Genomic DNA, 16,193 nt, shown 5'->3' on the forward strand with positions numbered 1-16,193 from the left:
CTGACCCTCGCGTTAGCACCTCACCCCAGGATGGAATCCCGGATTGCCGCTGACACGCCATTCCTCTGTATAGATAAGGACGCCCCATGGGCAAAGTCATCGCAATCGCAAACCAAAAAGGCGGGGTCGGCAAAACTACCACCGCCATCAACCTCGCGGCCTCCCTCGCCTCGAATGACCTCAAAATCCTGCTAATCGACATGGATCCCCAGGGAAATTGCACTACTGGGGTCGGCATCGCCAAAGAACCAGGCATGCCCACCATCTACGACGCACTCATGGGTGCCCATTCCCTCGCGGAAACCATCGTCAGTACCGAATTCGACGGCCTCCAGCTCGTACCCGCCGATAAGAACCTCGTCGCCGGCAACTTGGACCTCGTCGACATGGATCGGCGCGAATTCCGCCTTCGCGACGCCCTCGACACCATCAAAGCCGATTTCCACTACATCCTCATCGATTGCCCCCCGGCCCTCGACCTCCTCACAGTCAACTCCATGGTCGCGGCCGATTCCGTCCTCGTCCCCATCCAGTGCGAATTCTTCGCTCTTGAGGGCATTTCCCAGCTCATCGACACCGTCGAGCGCCTCCGGGAGTCCCTTCAGCCCAATCTGAAGCTCGAAGGCGTGCTCTTGACCATGTACGACGAGAGAACCAACCTCACCCGTCAGGTGGCCAAGGATCTCCGCGACTTCTTCAAGGAAGAGGTCTTCCAGACCGTCATTCCTCGCAGCATCCGCCTCGCCGAGGCCCCCAGCTTCGGAAAACCCATCCTCAGCTACGACGTCAGCTCCCGCGGAGCAGAAAGCTACATCAAACTCGCCAAGGAGATACTCGGTCATGAGCAACGCACCGGATCAGCCGCGTAAAGCCCTCGGCAAGGGCCTCTCTTCCCTGCTCCCGTCGAACCGGTCCACTACTCCAGCTCCGGCGCCGGCTCCAGTGGCCGCTCCTCCCCCTGCGCCTGAACCGGCGAGTGGTCCGCTTCAGGTCGAAATCGACCTCATCGACGCGAATCCGCTGCAGCCGCGTACAGTCTTCCAGGAAGAGCGCCTGATCGAGCTGTCCCAGTCCATCAAGGAGAATGGGATTATCCAGCCGCTAGTCGTCCGTAAGTCCGGTGCTCGCTTCCAGTTGATCGCCGGAGAGCGCCGCCTCCGTGCTTCCAAACTGGCCGGACTTGTGAAAGTCCCGGTCGTCGTCCAGGACTTCGCCGACGACCGGCTCATGGAGATCACGCTGATCGAAAACATCCAGCGCGAAGATCTCAACCCCATCGAAGTCGCCCACGCCTTCGAACGCCTAGCCCGCGAGTTCAGCCTTTCCCATGAGCAGATCGCGCAACGCACCGGCAAGGAACGCAGCACCATCACCAACATGCTTCGGCTCCTCCGCTTGCCCGATCCCGTACAGGTCCTCCTCGCCGAACAACGCCTGTCAATGGGACATGCCCGCGCCCTCGCCGGCCTGATCACCACATCCGCCCAAATCGAGATCGCCAACAAGACCATATCCGAAGGGCTCTCCGTCCGCCAGGTGGAGAAGCTCGTCCAGAAAGCAGCCCATCCTCACATCGACAAGGAAGAGGAAAAGAAGGAAGAGGTCCGGATCGACCCGAACATCAAGGCAGCTCTCCAGGAATTGGAGCGCACCCTCGGCACCCGGGTCCGGCTCGTCCAGCGCGACGAGAATCGCGGCCGCCTCGAAATCGAGTACTACTCGATGGACGACCTCACCCGTATCTACGAGAGCATCGTCGGTGACTGACATTCAGGCGGGCCGCGTGAGCGGCCCCATGCCTCGATCAATCTCCCAATAGACGCACCCGCGCCACAGACACACTTAAACTGAATGGATAGTGGAAGATACCTGTGGGTCCACAGGCAAAAAGGAAGTGGTGCCGGCGGGAGGATTTGAACCTCCGACCTACGGATTATGAGACCGTCGCTCTAACCCCTGAGCTACACCGGCAGCTCCAGCTACCAGAGTAGGAAAGCTGACCCCACTCTGTCAAATTCAGATACACGACTCTTAAATACAGGATTGGACCTTGTACAGCATTTGGGGTATTGACACAAATGACATACGGGTCCATATTGTAGCCAGAGATTCGGTCAGCGGACAGAATTTCCGCCAGTGGCTGATCGGCACGAAGCTGGTCGTCATGGCATCCGCCCGGTTCTTTTGCCGGGCTCATAGAGGAGGTTGACCCATAGAGATAGACCACCTCACGGGGCGGCTACCGATTACCTGATCCGCCCGTGTGCGCGCCTCCAGCGTCCATCCGGCCTCACCTAGGCCCAGACGCGCGGACCATTGCACCGCTGATAAGAGGCTCCCCGCATCACGGACCAAATCCAAGTCTAAACAGACGAGGATTGCGGTATGGGATCGGCGGTCGCCCTGTTGCTCATTTATCCCCTGAATTGACACCCACTTATGCGGTTCAGTAGAGTCGAGTTAGGATCCGGCTGTAACTGGGCCGGCCTCGCGATCGATTTCTTTCGGACCGTGACACCGCCGTGAGCCTGATCCAATTCCAGGCCGTCTCCAAGAGTTACCCCATCTATAGCTCTCCGAGCGACCGACTCAAAGAACTTCTCACCTTCAATCGCCGCAAGTTCCATCAGGACTTCTGGGCGCTGCGTGATGTGTCCTTCGAGGTCCCGCGCGGCCAAACCTTTTGTATTGTTGGTGAAAACGGCTCCGGCAAAAGCACTCTCCTCCAGATTGTCGCAGGCATCCTCGCCCCCACCTCCGGCAGTGCTTCCGTGAACGGACGCGTCTCCGCCCTCCTCGAATTGGGCTCCGGCTTCAATCCTGAATTCTCCGGCCGCGACAATGTCTACCTCAACGCGGCCATCCTCGGCTTTTCCTCCGCGCAAATCGACCGCGTCTACCGACAGATCGAAGAGTTCGCTGAAATCGGCGACTTCATCAACCAACCGGTCAAAACGTACTCCAGCGGCATGGTGGTCCGGCTCGCCTTCGCCGTGGCCATTCACGTCGACCCCGAGATCCTCATTGTCGATGAGGCCCTCGCCGTCGGGGACATCTACTTCCGCCAGCGCTGCCTGCGGAAAGTTCACGAAATGCGGGCCCGCGGCGTCACCATCCTCTTCGTCTCCCACGCCGCTGGTGATGTGAAAGCCCTGGGCGACCGCACGATGTGGCTGGACAAGGGCCGTGTCCGCGAATTGGGCAACACCGATATGGTGGTCTCCAAGTATCTGGCCGCCATGGTAGAGAAAGACACGGGCTATCTGGAGTTGAAGCACCGCGATCCCGTCGATCGCAACGGACCCGTGCACGCGCCCGAAGTCGTCACCGAGATTCCCAACATCGACCACCGCTACGGCGACCGGCGGGCCGAAATCATCGGCATCGCGGTTCTCGACCCCTATGGCCGCAAACTGCCCCTGCTGGAACCGCACAGCGATATCGTCGTCCGCATCAGCGTGCGCGCCAACGCGTCGTTGCAGATGCCCAATGTCGGATTCATGCTCCGCAACCATCTGGGCGTCGACTTCGCCGGCACCAATACAACACGGGAAGACATCGAACTTCCGCCCATGGAAGAGGGCGATGTCTATACGTTGGATTTTCACCTGGAAGTGCCGGACCTTTACCCTGCTTCCTTCTCCTTCTCACCGGCCATTGCGGACGGAACTCTGATGAATTACCAGATGTGCGACTGGATCGACAACGCCGTGTCGCTGCAGATGGCTCCCGGAAACGGTCAGGTCTATGGCTACATGCACCTGCCCTGCAAAGTCGAAGTGAATGCCCGGCTCGACGACAATCGGAAAGTGGCGGAGGCGCAGCTTGGTTGAGTTCACCGGAGAGCGGTTGGTCCCGGGCCAGGTCGATCAGGACCTGCTGAATGAGCACATGTCGCGCTACGCCTTCGCAGCCCGGTTGGCCCGCAATAAGCGCGTGCTCGATATCGCTTGCGGCATGGGCTACGGCTCCTTTGAACTCTCAAAGCACGCCGCTCGCGTTGTCGGCTTGGACGTGTCGGAGGAGGCCGTCAACTCGGCCCGCGAACGCTACCAGTCCGCCAACCTCCAGTTCCTCACCGCGCCTGCCCAGCAGATCCCGCTCGACGATCATTCCTTCGATCTCATCGTCGCGTTTGAGGTCATCGAACACCTCTCCGATTGGGAAGAACTGTTGGGGCAGGCCAAACGTCTGTTGGCGCCTGGCGGGCAATTCATCGTTTCCACTCCAAACAAAGCCTATTACGCCGAAACACGCCGCTTGGCCGGCCCGAATCCCTTTCATGTCCACGAATTCGAGTTCTCTGAGTTTCAGTCGGAGCTCGGCCGGTTTTTCCCTTCGGTGACCATGTTCCTGCAGAATCATGTGCAGGCCATTTCCTTTCACCCGACGCCTGGAGGCTCCGGACTCGTGGCCGAGTTGGAGGCCGGCAGTGCTCCGGCCCAGCCCGAGACCAGCCACTTCTTTCTGGCGGTCTGCGCGCTGGCGCCCCAAACCGGATCACCCGTCTATCTCTACCTGCCCACCTCCTCCAACGTGCTGCGCGAACGGGAACAGCACATCGCCTTGCTTGAATCTGAACTCGCCAAGAAGGATTCCTGGCTCGAGGATTTGAAGCAGGACCATGCGCGCCTCAATACGCTGCACGAGGAGTTGCGAGCCGAGACGGACAAGACCGCAAGCTGGGCTCTTGGTCTGGAACAGGAATTGACCGCAGCCCAGGCTCGCGTCGCTCAAGTCCAGGACGAGTTGGCCGCGGAGCAGAGCTCTGCCCGGGAAGTCGTCGCCGCCTACGAGGCAAAGATCGACGAACTGCACATGGAACTCAGGACCAACGCGGCAGCGGCCGAGGAAGCGTTGCGCCACGTGGAAGAGCATTTACAGAAGAAGGTAGCCGATCTGGCCAAGTGCGTCGAACTGCTCGATGCCGCCGAGGAAACCGTGAAAGAACGTACGCTTTGGGCGCAAAGCCTTCAGGCCCGCGTGGAGCAGTTGGAACAGATGCTCGCCGCGGCACAGTCCTCCCGTTGGGTTCGTCTTGGACGCCGCATTGGTGTCGGCCCGGATCTTCATAACTCCTAAATGTCAGCCCTGTTCAGTCGAATTGCCTGGCAACTGCCGCTCGCCTTGCTCTCGCCGCTGTTTGTCCTGGTGGCGCTGCCCGCGCTGTGGCTCACTGATCTCTTCTGGAAACTCCTCGGCACCCGCCGCACCCCCCAAAACAGCCGCCCGAACGTCACCTCCGCCAGCGTGGTCATTCCTAACTGGAACGGCAAGCATCTACTGGAAAAGTACCTGCCCAGCGTGGTGACGGCCATGAGCGGCAATCCCCGCAACGAGGTCATCGTGGTCGACAACGGCTCGATGGATGGCAGCGCCGAATATCTTCGAGAGCATTTCCCCACGGTCCGCTGCATCGCCTTGCCGCAAAATCTCGGCTTCGGCGGCGGCTCCAACACCGGCTTCCAGTCCGCCAACAATGACATCGTTGTCCTGTTGAATAGCGACATGCGCGTGGATCCCGGTTTCCTCCAGCCCCTGCTCGACGGCTTCACCGACGAAAAAGTCTTCGCGGTCTCCTGCCAGATCTTCTTCAGCGACCCCGGCAAGCGGCGCGAAGAGACCGGGCTCACCCAGGCCTGGTGGAGCGAAGGAGCCCTCCGCGTCCGGCACTGTGAAGACAATCAGGTGGACCGGCCGTTCCCATGCTTCTATGGCGGCGGCGGCTCGTGCGCCTTCGATCGCCGCAAGTTCTTGGAATTGGGCGGCTTCGACCATGTGATGAAGCCGTTCTACCTGGAAGATACCGACCTCGGCTACATGGCCTGGAAGCGTGGCTGGAAGGTGCTTTACCAGCCACTCAGCAGGGTTTGGCACGAACACCAGGGCACCATCGGCAAGAAGTTCTCCCGCCAATACATCGATAACGTCGTCAACAAGAACTTCCTGCTGTTCGCCTGGAAGAACATTCACGAACCCGTCCGGTTGGCCGGCCATTTCTTCCATGCCTGGACCGGCGCCGTGTTGAGTCTCTTTGCAGGGGATTCCCGCGAACGGGCCAGCATCGGCGGCCTCACCCGAGCTTTCCTCCAACTACCCGGCGCCATGGCCGCCCGTTGGAATGCACGCACCCTGGCCACGGTCGACGATTCCGAAGCCTTCCGGCGTCCCATGGGCGGCTACTTCCGCGACCGTTTCGAAACCGTGGAAAAGAACCCCGAACGCCTGAACGTCCTTTTCCTATCCCCCTACGCCATCTGCCCGCCCATCCACGGCGGTGGCGTTTTCATGTACGAAACCGTCAGGCAATTGGGCAAGCGGACGAATCTGCACCTGATCGTGATGCTCGACGATCCCAAGGAACGCCAGGCGCATGCCGCCATCACGCCAACCACGCAGTCCATCGAGTTCTGCATCCGGCAGGAGGGCCATCCCAAAGGCGTCGGCGCCATCACGCCCTATGCGGTCCGCGAATTCTACGATCGAGACTTCGAGTGGCTGGTTCACCGCCAGATCTTCCTAAAGGAGATCGATGTCGTCCAGGTGGAATACACGAACATGGGGCAGTATGCCGGACCGTACCAGCACATCGCCTGGACCCTGTTCGAGCACGACGTCTATTTCCAGTCCATAGGCAGAACGATGAAGAGCTTCGGACCCATGGGCCAGATGAAGGCCTTCACGGAATACCTGCGGGCCATCCGCTATGAACTCGGGATGCTGCCCCGCATGGACGAGATCCAGACCTGCACGGAAGAGAATACGAACTACCTGCTGTCGTTCCTGCCTGAACTGAAACCGCGCATCCACCACCATCTCCGTGCCGGCATCGACACCAGCGACTATGAGTTCCGTCCCGGCGGGCGCAGCCCCAAGACGATGTTGTTCCTGGGCAGTTTCCGCCACCTGCCGAACCAGGCGGCCCTGCGCTGGTTCCTGAACGAGGTGATGCCGCATGTGCTGGAACGGGAGCCCGAGGCCAAATTGAAGGTGATCGGCTCCGATCCGCCGGCCGGCCATACCATCCCGAACTTCAATGGCTCGGTCGAGCTGGTCGGATTCGTGGAGAACATCCGCCAGCCCTTGACGGAGTACGCCGTCTTCATCTGCCCCATCCTCAGCGGGTCTGGGGTGCGGGTTAAGTTATTGGAAGCATTCGCTTCCGGCATCCCCACCGTCTCAACACGGATCGGGGCGGAAGGCTTAGGCGGGGAAGACGGACTCTACTGCGCATTGGCTGACGATCCTCAGGAGTTCGCCGCCAGGATCGTTCAACTATTTGACGATCCGGAAGGAGCGGCCGAGATGGCTCGCCGGGCCAGGGAGTTTGTGGTTGGAAATCGCGATATCGGCCGGATGACCGAATCGCTGGAAGCGACTTACCGGGCAACGCTAGCCGCGAAGAACCGGAACTAGCCCTCTACTACCAGGGACGCCAACCCTTTTTGCCTGCAACAGCCCGGCCCTCACTCTTCAGGGCCTCGCCCAGCCGTTCCACCACATCCTTCGCCGTATCGTTGAGGGCGTCGGCCTGATTCGTCCGGCTGCGCTCGTAGGTCGACCAGATCACGTTGCGGGTTGAGCGATTGACGAGAAAATAGGTGCCGCGGCCCTTGCTCCCGCCGCCCAGGCGGTCTTGCGGAGCAATCGGGATCTTGATGGATGAATCCGAGGAAGGCGCATTCGGGTCCTCATCCTCAGGCTTCGCTGGATGTTCAACCAGCACCTCCGGCTTCGCCACCGGATACAGCTCGTCCAGCTTGGATTCAAAGGCCTTGCCCAGCCGGTCTGTGAAGATCGCGTCCGCCTTGGCCGGATCGGTTACCACCTGGTATAACCCACTGCGCGTCAAATGGTTAGCCAGGTACTGATCGAACGAGTAGCTCATCGGCAGGAGATACACATGCCTGACTTGCAGCAGTTCGCTGGCATGCTGTGGGGCCGGTGCCGTGGCAGCCGACGGAGCTGACGGGGGAGCAGGCGGTGCTGCCGGCGCTTGAGGCGCGGCGGGCGCCTGCATCATCAAAAAAAGAAGAGCGGAAGTCAGCATGTCAACACCTCAATCATATCCCGGCACACATACAATAGACGTTTTGGGCCGCTCGAAAGACGAACCGCCGCGTGTATAAGAATCTGAGCATCACAGTTGTCATCCCATGCCTGAATGAAGAGCAGGGTATCGAGAAGGTTTTGAGCCGCATGCCGGAGTTCGTCGACGAAGTGATCGTCGTCGACAACGGCTCCACTGACCGCACTGCGGACGTGGCCCGAAGCTTCGGAGCCCAGGTGATTCGCGAAGGCGTCCGTGGCTACGGCCGCAGCTACAAGAAGGGGTTCTCTCTCGCCACCGGCGACGTCATCGTCACGCTCGATGGAGACCATAGCTATCCGCCCGATGCGATCAGCTATCTTCTGGAAGCCTATCTGCACCTGGAAGCCGACTTCCTGAATGCCTCGCGCTTCCCTGTACGGGACCGCCGGGCAATGAGCTTCAAGCACAAGTTCGGTAACCTCGTCCTGTCGGTCGTGATGTCCCTGCTGTTCTTCCGCTGGATTCACGACTCCCAAAGCGGCATGTGGGTCTTCAGCCGCAAGATTCTAAAGGACATGATCCTGGAATCGGACGGCATGGCCTTCTCGGAAGAGATCAAGATCGAGGCTCTGCTCCACCCGACCGCCCGATTCGAGGAGATCGCCATCATGTACACCTCGCGCCTGGGCGAGATCAAGCTCAACCCCTGGCGCGATGGCTTCCAGAATCTGTTCTTCCTTCTCAAGAAACGTTTTGCGAGACGATGACATAGGAACATGCCTTCGGATGTAACGATTGTGATTCCGAACTGGAATGGAGCCGGCCGCCTAACCCGGGCCATCCAGTCGGCACAGTCTCAAACTATTGAACCGAAAGAGATTCTCGTTGTGGACAACGGCTCCACGGACGACTCCTATCAGGAAGCCTGCGACGCCGGCGCGCTGGTTCTCCGCTTCGAAAAGAACACCGGCTTCAGCCGCGCCGTGAACGCGGGCGTAGGGGAGTGCTCCACCCATTGGGTCGCCATCGTGAACAACGATGTTGTCCTGGAGCCCACGTGGCTCGAGAACCTGCTGGCCGGTTGCGGGCCGGATACTGCATACGCTTCCGGTAAGATCCTGAATGCCAAGGACCATTCCGTCATCGACGGCACTTACGACCTGCTGTCCTGGTCCGGTTGCGCCTGGCGGGCCGGGCATGGTGCTCCCGCCGCGCGATTCCATCAGGCGAGAGAGGTTCACTTCGTTCCCCTCACCGCCGCCCTGGTGCAGCGCGACATCTTCCTGCGCATGGGCGGTCTGGATGTCCGCTTCGAGTCCTACCTGGAAGACATCGATTTCTGCCTCACCTGCGCCGCCGCCGGATTGCAGGGCCGCTACATACCAGAGGCAATCGCCTATCACGAGGGCAGCGCCACCCTCGGCGCCTGGAGCCCGCGCATGGTCGAACTTCTGGCACGCAACCAGATTTACCTGATCTCCAAGCACTTTCCCGGGCGCCTGACCAGACCCGTTTTGGCCGGCCAGTTGCTTTGGGGCCTGCTGGCTCTTAAGCGCGGAGCCGGCGTCGCCTGGCTGAAAGGCAAATGGAAGGGGCTCACCTCCCTCCGCGGCATTCGCCCGTCGCAGTTCGACGCGGCCCGGCTCACCGCCATCCTGCAGGATTCAGAGGATGAGATCCGAAAGCTCCAAGCGGACCAGGGAGACACTTTCTGGGAACAGTATTTCCGATGGAGGGGCCGGTGAAGTTAGGCGCGATTCTTGTCGCCTACAACTCAGCCGATCATATCGACAAATGTATAGATTCCTGCCTGCAATTCCAAACTGAATTCGAGGCCGGCATCGTTGTCATCGACAACGCCTCCACGGATGGAACCGTCGCCAAATCCCGGTCCCGGGCCGGTGTCCTCACCGTGGAAAACACCACAAACCGCGGCTTCGCCGGGGCCGTGAACCAGGGATGCGAATTGCTCTCGGACGCCGACGCTGTTCTGATCCTGAACCCGGATGTCATCTTACTGGATACTCCATCCAAATTAGCGGCCGCGCTGGCGGATGGGAGAGTGGCCGCTGCCAGCGGGCGCCTGGTCGATTCAAATGGTCAGGCCCAGTCGGGATTTCAAGTCCGCCGGTTTCCCACTGCCAGCACTCTCGTCTTCGAGAACCTCGGTATCAATAAGGTTTGGCCGGGGAATCCGATCAACCGCCGCTATCGCTGCCTGGATCTGGATCCGCAGGTTTCCGCAGACGTGGAGCAGCCCGCCGGCGCTTGTCTCCTGTTGCGGCGCGCAGCCTGGGCCGCTGTCCGGGGCATGGATGAAGGTTTCTTTCCCGTCTGGTTTGAGGACGTGGACCTGCTGCGGCGCTTGGCGGCGGCCGGTTGGAAGGCACGCTATGTGGCTGCGTTTTCAGCCCGCCATGAGGGCGGGCATTCCGTCAACGCGGTGGAGTGGGGCAACCGGCAGCTATACTGGTGTGGTAGCCTGCTGAGGTATGCAGCAATCCACTGCTCCACGTTTGGGTTGTGGGCCGTGGCTTTTTCTGTATTGTTGGGTTGGATTCCGCGAGCGGTAACGGGGATGTTTCTGCAGCGGTCTTTCCGGCATTTGACGGAGTATGTAAAACTGTTTAGGCTTGTAAGTGCCTATCTTTTGGTGGGACGCTCGGAGGCGCGCCTGCCCTAGAACGCCTTATTCGCCGGATCAGGGGACTGTGGGCCTAACGGTTCTTGGAAGGGAACCCAGAGGCAGGATGCCAAAACTGCATGGCAAGTAACGACTTAGTCTCGGTCACGTTAGTGACCTACAACAGCGGCCGATATATTAAGCGGTGTCTGGAATCCGTACTGGCCCAAAAAGGACCACAGATCGAGATTGTCGTTGTCGACAATAACTCGACGGACGGCACACGCGACATTCTCGAACGCTACGAGGACCGCTGCCTCATTCTGTACAATTCCAGTAATTCTGGATTTGCGGCAGCACAGAATCAGGCAATTCAACTTTCCCGCGGCGACTGGGTTCTCACTCTGAACCCTGATGTTCTCTTGATGCCCTACTTCATCCAGGCCCTGCTCGAAGCAGGACGCCTCGATAATCGTATCGGCACAGTCTGCGGAAAACTGTTGACCATGAGTCCAGATTTCGACATCGACGCCAAACCTCGTGTCGATTCCACCGGAATCTACTTCACCCCCAACCTGCGGCATCTCGACCGCGGCAGCCTCGAAATCGACAACGGCCATTACCTCAAGCGCGAGTACGTTTTCGGCGCAACGGCGGCCGCTGCCCTCTACCGGCGCAGCATGATCGACGACATCTCGATCGACGGCGAGTTCTTCGACACGGATTTCTTTGTCTACCGCGAAGACGCCGACGTCGCCTGGCGCGCCCAACTCCTGGGTTGGCGGTGTCTCTACACCCCCTACGCACGTGGCTACCATGTTCGCGCGGTTCTGCCGGGTAACCGGCGGGCCTTGCCGAAGCAGATCAATATGCATTCGGTGAAGAACCGCTTCCTCATGCGGATCAAGAACATGACCTCCGACCTGTATCGCAAGCACTGGTTGTCGATCACCGCGCGCGATCTGGTCGTCGTCAGCTGTTGCCTCGTCTACGAACACTATTCCCTGCGGGCATTCGGCAAGGTGCTGCAATCCTGGCGCCGGGTCTGGTCCAAGCGCAGTGAAATCATGGCGCGGCGGCGCGTGACCGACGAGTACATGGCCGGCTGGTTCCATTACAATCCAGTGAGCCGGCCCGCTCCGAAGAAGGGTTCGGCCGCACTGGCGCCGGCGCGTTCAGACACCCAGGTAGCGGAGAGTTGATTGCGGGCCGGTGGATAGCATTCCCCATTCCGGTTCGCTTCGCATAGCACTGCTGGGAACACGCGGCATTCCCGCCCGCTACGGCGGGTTTGAGACGTTCGCTGAAGAGCTATCCACCCGTCTGGTTCAACGCGGTCACGAAGTGACCGTCTATTGCCGGGATGAACATGAACAGCCGCTCTACCGCGGCGTGCACTTGTGCCACATCCCCCCAATCCGGCATAAGTATTTGGAAACACTGGTCCACACGTTCGTTTCCACCATCCATCTGGTGCGCCACCCCCAGCAGGTGGCCCTCTATTGCAATGGCGCGAACGCCATCTTCACGCCGCTCGCCAGATTGGCCGGCATGCCCGTCGCCCTCAACGTCGACGGCCTGGAGCGCAAACGGAAGAAGTGGAACGCCCTTGCACGCGCCTGGTACCTGATGTCCGAAGCCCTTTCGACTTTCTGCCCCACGGAAATCGTCACCGACGCCGTACAGATTCGCGAATACTATCGTTCCCACTACGGGGCCGACTCCACCTTCATCTCCTATGGAGCACCCACCGGTAGGGTGGAAACAGACGCCGTCCTGCAGCAGCTCGACCTCGAACGCCGCCGCTACTTCCTCTACGTCACACGCTTTGAACCAGAGAACAACCCGCTGATGGTGCGCCGGGCCTTCGAACAAGTAAAAACGGACTTGAAACTCGCTTTGATCGGTGACGCACCCTACGCGGCCGACTATATCCGCCAGGTGCGCGACACCTGCGACCCGCGAGTCGTCCTGCCGGGCACGGTCTTCGGCGAGGGTTACCACGAACTCCAGTCGCACAGTTTCGCCTACATTCATGCCACGGAAGTAGGCGGAACCCATCCGGCGCTGATCGAAGCCATGGGCCGCGGAGCCCTGGTTCTCTACCTGATGACCCCCGAAAACCACGAAGTGGCCGGAGGAGCCGGCCTGCCCTTCCACAACGAAGCCGAGCTTTCCGGGAGAATAAGTGAAGTATTGCGGATGCCCGAGGAGGAGCGCGAACGCCTGCGGGCCGCCTCCCTCAAACGGGTGCAGGAGCGATACAGTTGGGATGCGGTGACCGATGCTTATGAGGAACTGTTCCGGCGCCTGCTGGCGCAATAACCATGTACCGCATCTGGGTTGAAATCTCCCTCGATCAATTGGCGGCCAACTACCACGCCGTTCGGAAGGTGGTAGGTCCGGGTGTCGCCGTCGCTCCGGTCCTGAAAGCCGATGCGTACCGGCACGGCTCCGTCGAAGTCGCCCACCGGTTGCAGGAAGAGGGGGCGCACTGGCTGGCGGTAAGCAACGCCGAAGAGGGGGTCGTGCTGAGGGAGTCCGGCATCCGGATGCGCATTCTGGTGATGGGCGATTTCCTCCCTCCCGAACGCGACGCACTGGTTGAGTACTCGCTGACCCCGGTAATCCACTCGCTGGAAAGGCTGAAGGAATACGACCGCCTGGCCCAATCGGTGGACCGGATCCTGCCCTGCCACTTGAAGATCGATACCGGCATGGGGCGGCTTGGCGTCCGGTCGACGTGCGAAGAGTTGAGGGCCGCCGCCGCTTCCGCGCATCATCTGCACTTGGAAGGCCTGATGACCCACTTCGCCTCAGCCGCCGATTTTACGACGGCTCAGACCACGGATCAGATCGTCCTGTTCGAAACAGCAGCGCACTCCCTGGGGCAGGCCGGCATCCAACCGGCGTTGCGGCATCTGGGCAGCAGCGCCGCGGTGGCGTATGGAATCCGAAGCGCGTTTGGCACCATGGTTCGCCCAGGCTTGGCCATCTACGGCTATGTCACTCCCAGCAAAGGAGATGCTCCCCCAACTGAGCTGAAGGTGCGGCCGGCGCTCACTTGGAAGAGCCGTCTGGTAGAGATCAAGGAGATACCCGAAGGAGCCAGTGTCGGCTACGGGGCCACCTGGCAAGCTCGGCGTAGAACGAGGCTCGGCATCGTGGCGGCCGGCTACGCGGACGGGATTCCTCACGCTGTCTCAAATCGTGGCCACGTAATTGTGGACGGCTACCTGGCTCCCATCGTCGGAGCCGTCTCCATGGATTTGATCACCGTGGACCTCACTGAGGTTCCACCGGCCCGGATCGGCGACACCGTGATCCTGTTGGGGCGGGCGGGGGATGTGAAATGGGATGCGGACGACATCGCGGCCGCCGGCGGGACCATCAGCTATACGGTTCTGTGCGGGATTGGCAATCGAGTGAAGCGCGTCTATACCTGACGGACGCGGTTCAGGCTTTACGGGCCCGGTCCGGCACCCAACGCTCCAGCACCGCCGCGAGGCCAGCCATCTGTATCGGCTTGGCGAGATAGTCGGACATGCCCGCTTGGAGGCACTGTTCGCGATCCCCGTGCATGGCGTTGGCGGTCAGTGCGACAATCGGTACCTGATGGTCCGCCACTTGAGACTGGCGCAGAAGTCTTGTCGTTTCAAGACCATCCATGCCAGGCAGCCGCCAGTCCATCAGAATCAGGTCGAAGGTGAACGACTGTGCCTTCCGCAGCGCCTCGTGCCCGTCACCGGCCACATCCACCTCACAGCCCAGACGCTCGAGCATGCGGCGCACCAGCCGCTGATTCACCGTATTGTCCTCAACGACGAGAACGCGAGCCATGGATGAGCCCGTCAACTCAGAGGACTTTGCGGTGTCGACCTCTTCGATCGTATTGTCGGCGGGCCGCAAAGGCAGGAAGAGCGTGAATCTCGAGCCCTCGCCCGGTTTGGATTCGACCTCGATGCTGCCGCCCATCATCGCCGCGAGTTTCCGCGAAATCACAAGGCCGAGGCCCGTGCCGTCATGGCGGCGCGAGGCAGTGGAATCCAGCTGGATAAAGCTCTGAAAAAGCAGGGGAATCTTCGATTCGGGGATGCCGGCTCCGGTGTCGGAAACGAGGATCCTGAGGTCTACCAGGTCCTTGGCGCGCGGGACGACGTCCACCCGAATGGTGACGCCACCATGTTCAGTGAACTTCACGGCGTTGCCTACCAGATTCGCGACAATCTGCCGGATGCGCAGATCATCCCCCACCAGCAGCGGCACCCGGGTGGGGATCTCGACATCCAGGGTGATGCCCTTGTTCAAAGCCCTGGGACGCAGGAGCCGGGCAACCTCGTGGCAGACGTCCGCTGCCCGGAAAGGGGCCGATTGGAGTCGCAGTTTGCCGGCTTCCACCTTGGCCAGATCGAGAATGTCGTTGATCAGCTCCAGCAGGCGGCGGCCGGAGACATCAATCGTTTCGGCATACTCGCGCTGTTCAGCGGTGAGCGGGGTGCGCAACATGAGCTCGGCCATCCCGAGCACTCCGTTCATCGGGGTGCGGATCTCATGGCTCATGTTCGCCAGGAAAGCTGACTTGGCCCGGCTGGCCTCTTCCGCGGCATGCTTGGAGGCGAACAGCCGGCGCTCTTCGCAAACAAGAACAAGGATGGTGCAAATCAGGATGCCCAGGCACAACTTCAGCAGCAAGGTCTGGCGTTTCAAATCCTGCAGGGCGAAGAGAGCCACGCTTTGACCGCTGGCTAAGGTGTTCCAATTCAATACGATGGAGGCGAAGGTGCCATCGGCTACCATGCTTCCTATCTCGTCATGCAGCACATCGGCTACCTGCTCGGCCGCCCGGTTGCCCTTTCGCGTAGCTACTCCGTAGTAGTTGGCCGCCTGCTCGAGGTGATGCAGGCGGACCCGGGTTGAGCTGCACGCGTCCCGCTTCAACTCCAGCACCGAATCGCCCAGCCCGTCGCCGACCAGGGCCACTTCAACCTCTCCGCGGCACATCGCTTGCATCACGGCCCGTTGGTCGGGCAGCCTGACGATGGTTCCCCCGGGGGCGAGCCGCTCGATGACACCGTCCAGGATGACTCCGGACCGCGCGGCTACGTTCTTTCCTGCGAAGTTACCGTCAAAGGTAGAGCCCTCGCGCGTGATCGCCCAGAACGTGATCTTAATGTACGGGGCGCTGATGTAGTACAGCCGGCGATTCTCAGCAAAGTCGCCAACCATGGGCCAGATGTCAAGGTTGTGCCGGTTCGTGGGATCGCGGGGGCCTTCCGGAGCAAAAACCCATTCGAGCTGGATGCCGCGGCGCTGCGCGGCCATCGAGATGGTTTCCACGATGGAGCCGCGGGCTTTGCCGTCCGGGCCCATCTGCGAGCCGGGCGGCCAGTTCCCATACCCAACGCGGAAGATTCTGCCGTGCGTTTGGTCGCGGTAATGCCACACCCCGACCGTGCCCAACAAGCACACGATCGCCACGGATACCCGCCAGTATCGCCGCGATGAACTCACCTAGCGATTTTATCGGCAGAATGTGCC

13 protein-coding genes and 1 tRNA gene are annotated in these 16,193 nt (G+C 60.6%); 11 read left to right on the plus strand and 3 right to left on the minus strand.

What is annotated here, in order from left to right; all coding sequences use genetic code 11:
* The first annotated feature begins 86 nt into the window (after positions 1-86).
* Positions 87-869, plus strand: a complete 783-nt coding sequence (locus IRI77_RS23755) for a ParA family protein (protein ID WP_194447492.1) — start codon at positions 87-89, stop codon at positions 867-869.
* A complete protein-coding gene (locus IRI77_RS23760; RefSeq protein ID WP_194447493.1) occupies positions 841-1,767 on the plus strand; it encodes a ParB/RepB/Spo0J family partition protein in 927 nt (308 codons plus the stop codon). The genes IRI77_RS23755 and IRI77_RS23760 overlap by 29 nt, the downstream gene beginning before the upstream one ends.
* A gap of 128 nt (positions 1,768-1,895) precedes the next feature.
* Here the strand turns inward: IRI77_RS23760 and IRI77_RS23765 are convergent.
* Positions 1,896-1,971 (minus strand) — tRNA-Met (locus IRI77_RS23765).
* Positions 1,972-2,522: 551 nt separating this feature from the next.
* Here IRI77_RS23765 and IRI77_RS23770 point away from each other — a divergent pair.
* Genes IRI77_RS23770 through IRI77_RS23780 form a run of 3 tightly spaced genes read left to right on the plus strand, consistent with a single transcriptional unit; the run spans position 2,523 to position 7,416 of the window.
* Positions 2,523-3,833, plus strand: coding sequence for an ABC transporter ATP-binding protein (locus IRI77_RS23770; protein ID WP_194447494.1), 1,311 nt, complete (start codon positions 2,523-2,525; stop codon positions 3,831-3,833).
* Positions 3,826-5,082, plus strand: coding sequence for a class I SAM-dependent methyltransferase (locus IRI77_RS23775; RefSeq protein ID WP_194447495.1), 1,257 nt, complete (start codon positions 3,826-3,828; stop codon positions 5,080-5,082). The genes IRI77_RS23770 and IRI77_RS23775 overlap by 8 nt, the downstream gene beginning before the upstream one ends.
* A complete protein-coding gene (locus IRI77_RS23780; protein ID WP_194447496.1) occupies positions 5,083-7,416 on the plus strand; it encodes a glycosyltransferase in 2,334 nt (777 codons plus the stop codon).
* Between the two features lie 7 nt (positions 7,417-7,423).
* Here IRI77_RS23780 and IRI77_RS23785 read toward each other — a convergent pair whose 3' ends face one another.
* The gene (locus IRI77_RS23785) at positions 7,424-7,888 is read right to left on the minus strand and encodes a hypothetical protein (protein WP_194447497.1); all 465 of its coding nucleotides are present in this window, start codon (positions 7,886-7,888) and stop codon (positions 7,424-7,426) included.
* Between the two features lie 233 nt (positions 7,889-8,121).
* Between IRI77_RS23785 and IRI77_RS23790 the strand changes: the two genes are divergently transcribed.
* The 6 genes from IRI77_RS23790 to alr all read left to right on the plus strand — a co-directional run bounded on the left by IRI77_RS23790 (position 8,122) and on the right by alr (position 14,101).
* Complete coding sequence (locus IRI77_RS23790; RefSeq protein ID WP_194447498.1) at positions 8,122-8,799, plus strand: glycosyltransferase family 2 protein; 678 nt, start codon at positions 8,122-8,124, stop codon at positions 8,797-8,799.
* A 9-nt stretch (positions 8,800-8,808) separates the two neighbouring features.
* Positions 8,809-9,777 (plus strand): glycosyltransferase family 2 protein, encoded by a 969-nt coding sequence (locus IRI77_RS23795; protein WP_194447499.1) that lies wholly within the window; start codon positions 8,809-8,811, stop codon positions 9,775-9,777.
* Entirely contained in the window at positions 9,774-10,715 is a 942-nt protein-coding gene (locus IRI77_RS23800; protein ID WP_194447500.1) for a glycosyltransferase, read from the plus strand. The genes IRI77_RS23795 and IRI77_RS23800 overlap by 4 nt, the downstream gene beginning before the upstream one ends.
* Before the next feature lie 80 nt (positions 10,716-10,795).
* A complete protein-coding gene (locus IRI77_RS23805; protein ID WP_194447501.1) occupies positions 10,796-11,857 on the plus strand; it encodes a glycosyltransferase family 2 protein in 1,062 nt (353 codons plus the stop codon).
* 10 nt (positions 11,858-11,867) lie between these two features.
* Complete coding sequence (locus IRI77_RS23810; protein WP_228486286.1) at positions 11,868-12,980, plus strand: DUF1972 domain-containing protein; 1,113 nt, start codon at positions 11,868-11,870, stop codon at positions 12,978-12,980.
* 2 nt (positions 12,981-12,982) lie between these two features.
* Positions 12,983-14,101 (plus strand): alanine racemase, encoded by a 1,119-nt coding sequence (gene alr / locus IRI77_RS23815; protein ID WP_194447502.1) that lies wholly within the window; start codon positions 12,983-12,985, stop codon positions 14,099-14,101.
* 10 nt (positions 14,102-14,111) lie between these two features.
* Here alr and IRI77_RS23820 read toward each other — a convergent pair whose 3' ends face one another.
* Positions 14,112-16,133: a response regulator gene (locus IRI77_RS23820; RefSeq protein ID WP_194447503.1), complete on the minus strand. Its 2,022-nt coding sequence runs from the start codon at positions 16,131-16,133 to the stop codon at positions 14,112-14,114.
* Between the last annotated feature and the right edge of the window lie 60 nt (positions 16,134-16,193).

This window comes from Paludibaculum fermentans (genome assembly GCF_015277775.1).
GTDB lineage: Bacteria > Acidobacteriota > Terriglobia > Bryobacterales > Bryobacteraceae > Paludibaculum > Paludibaculum fermentans.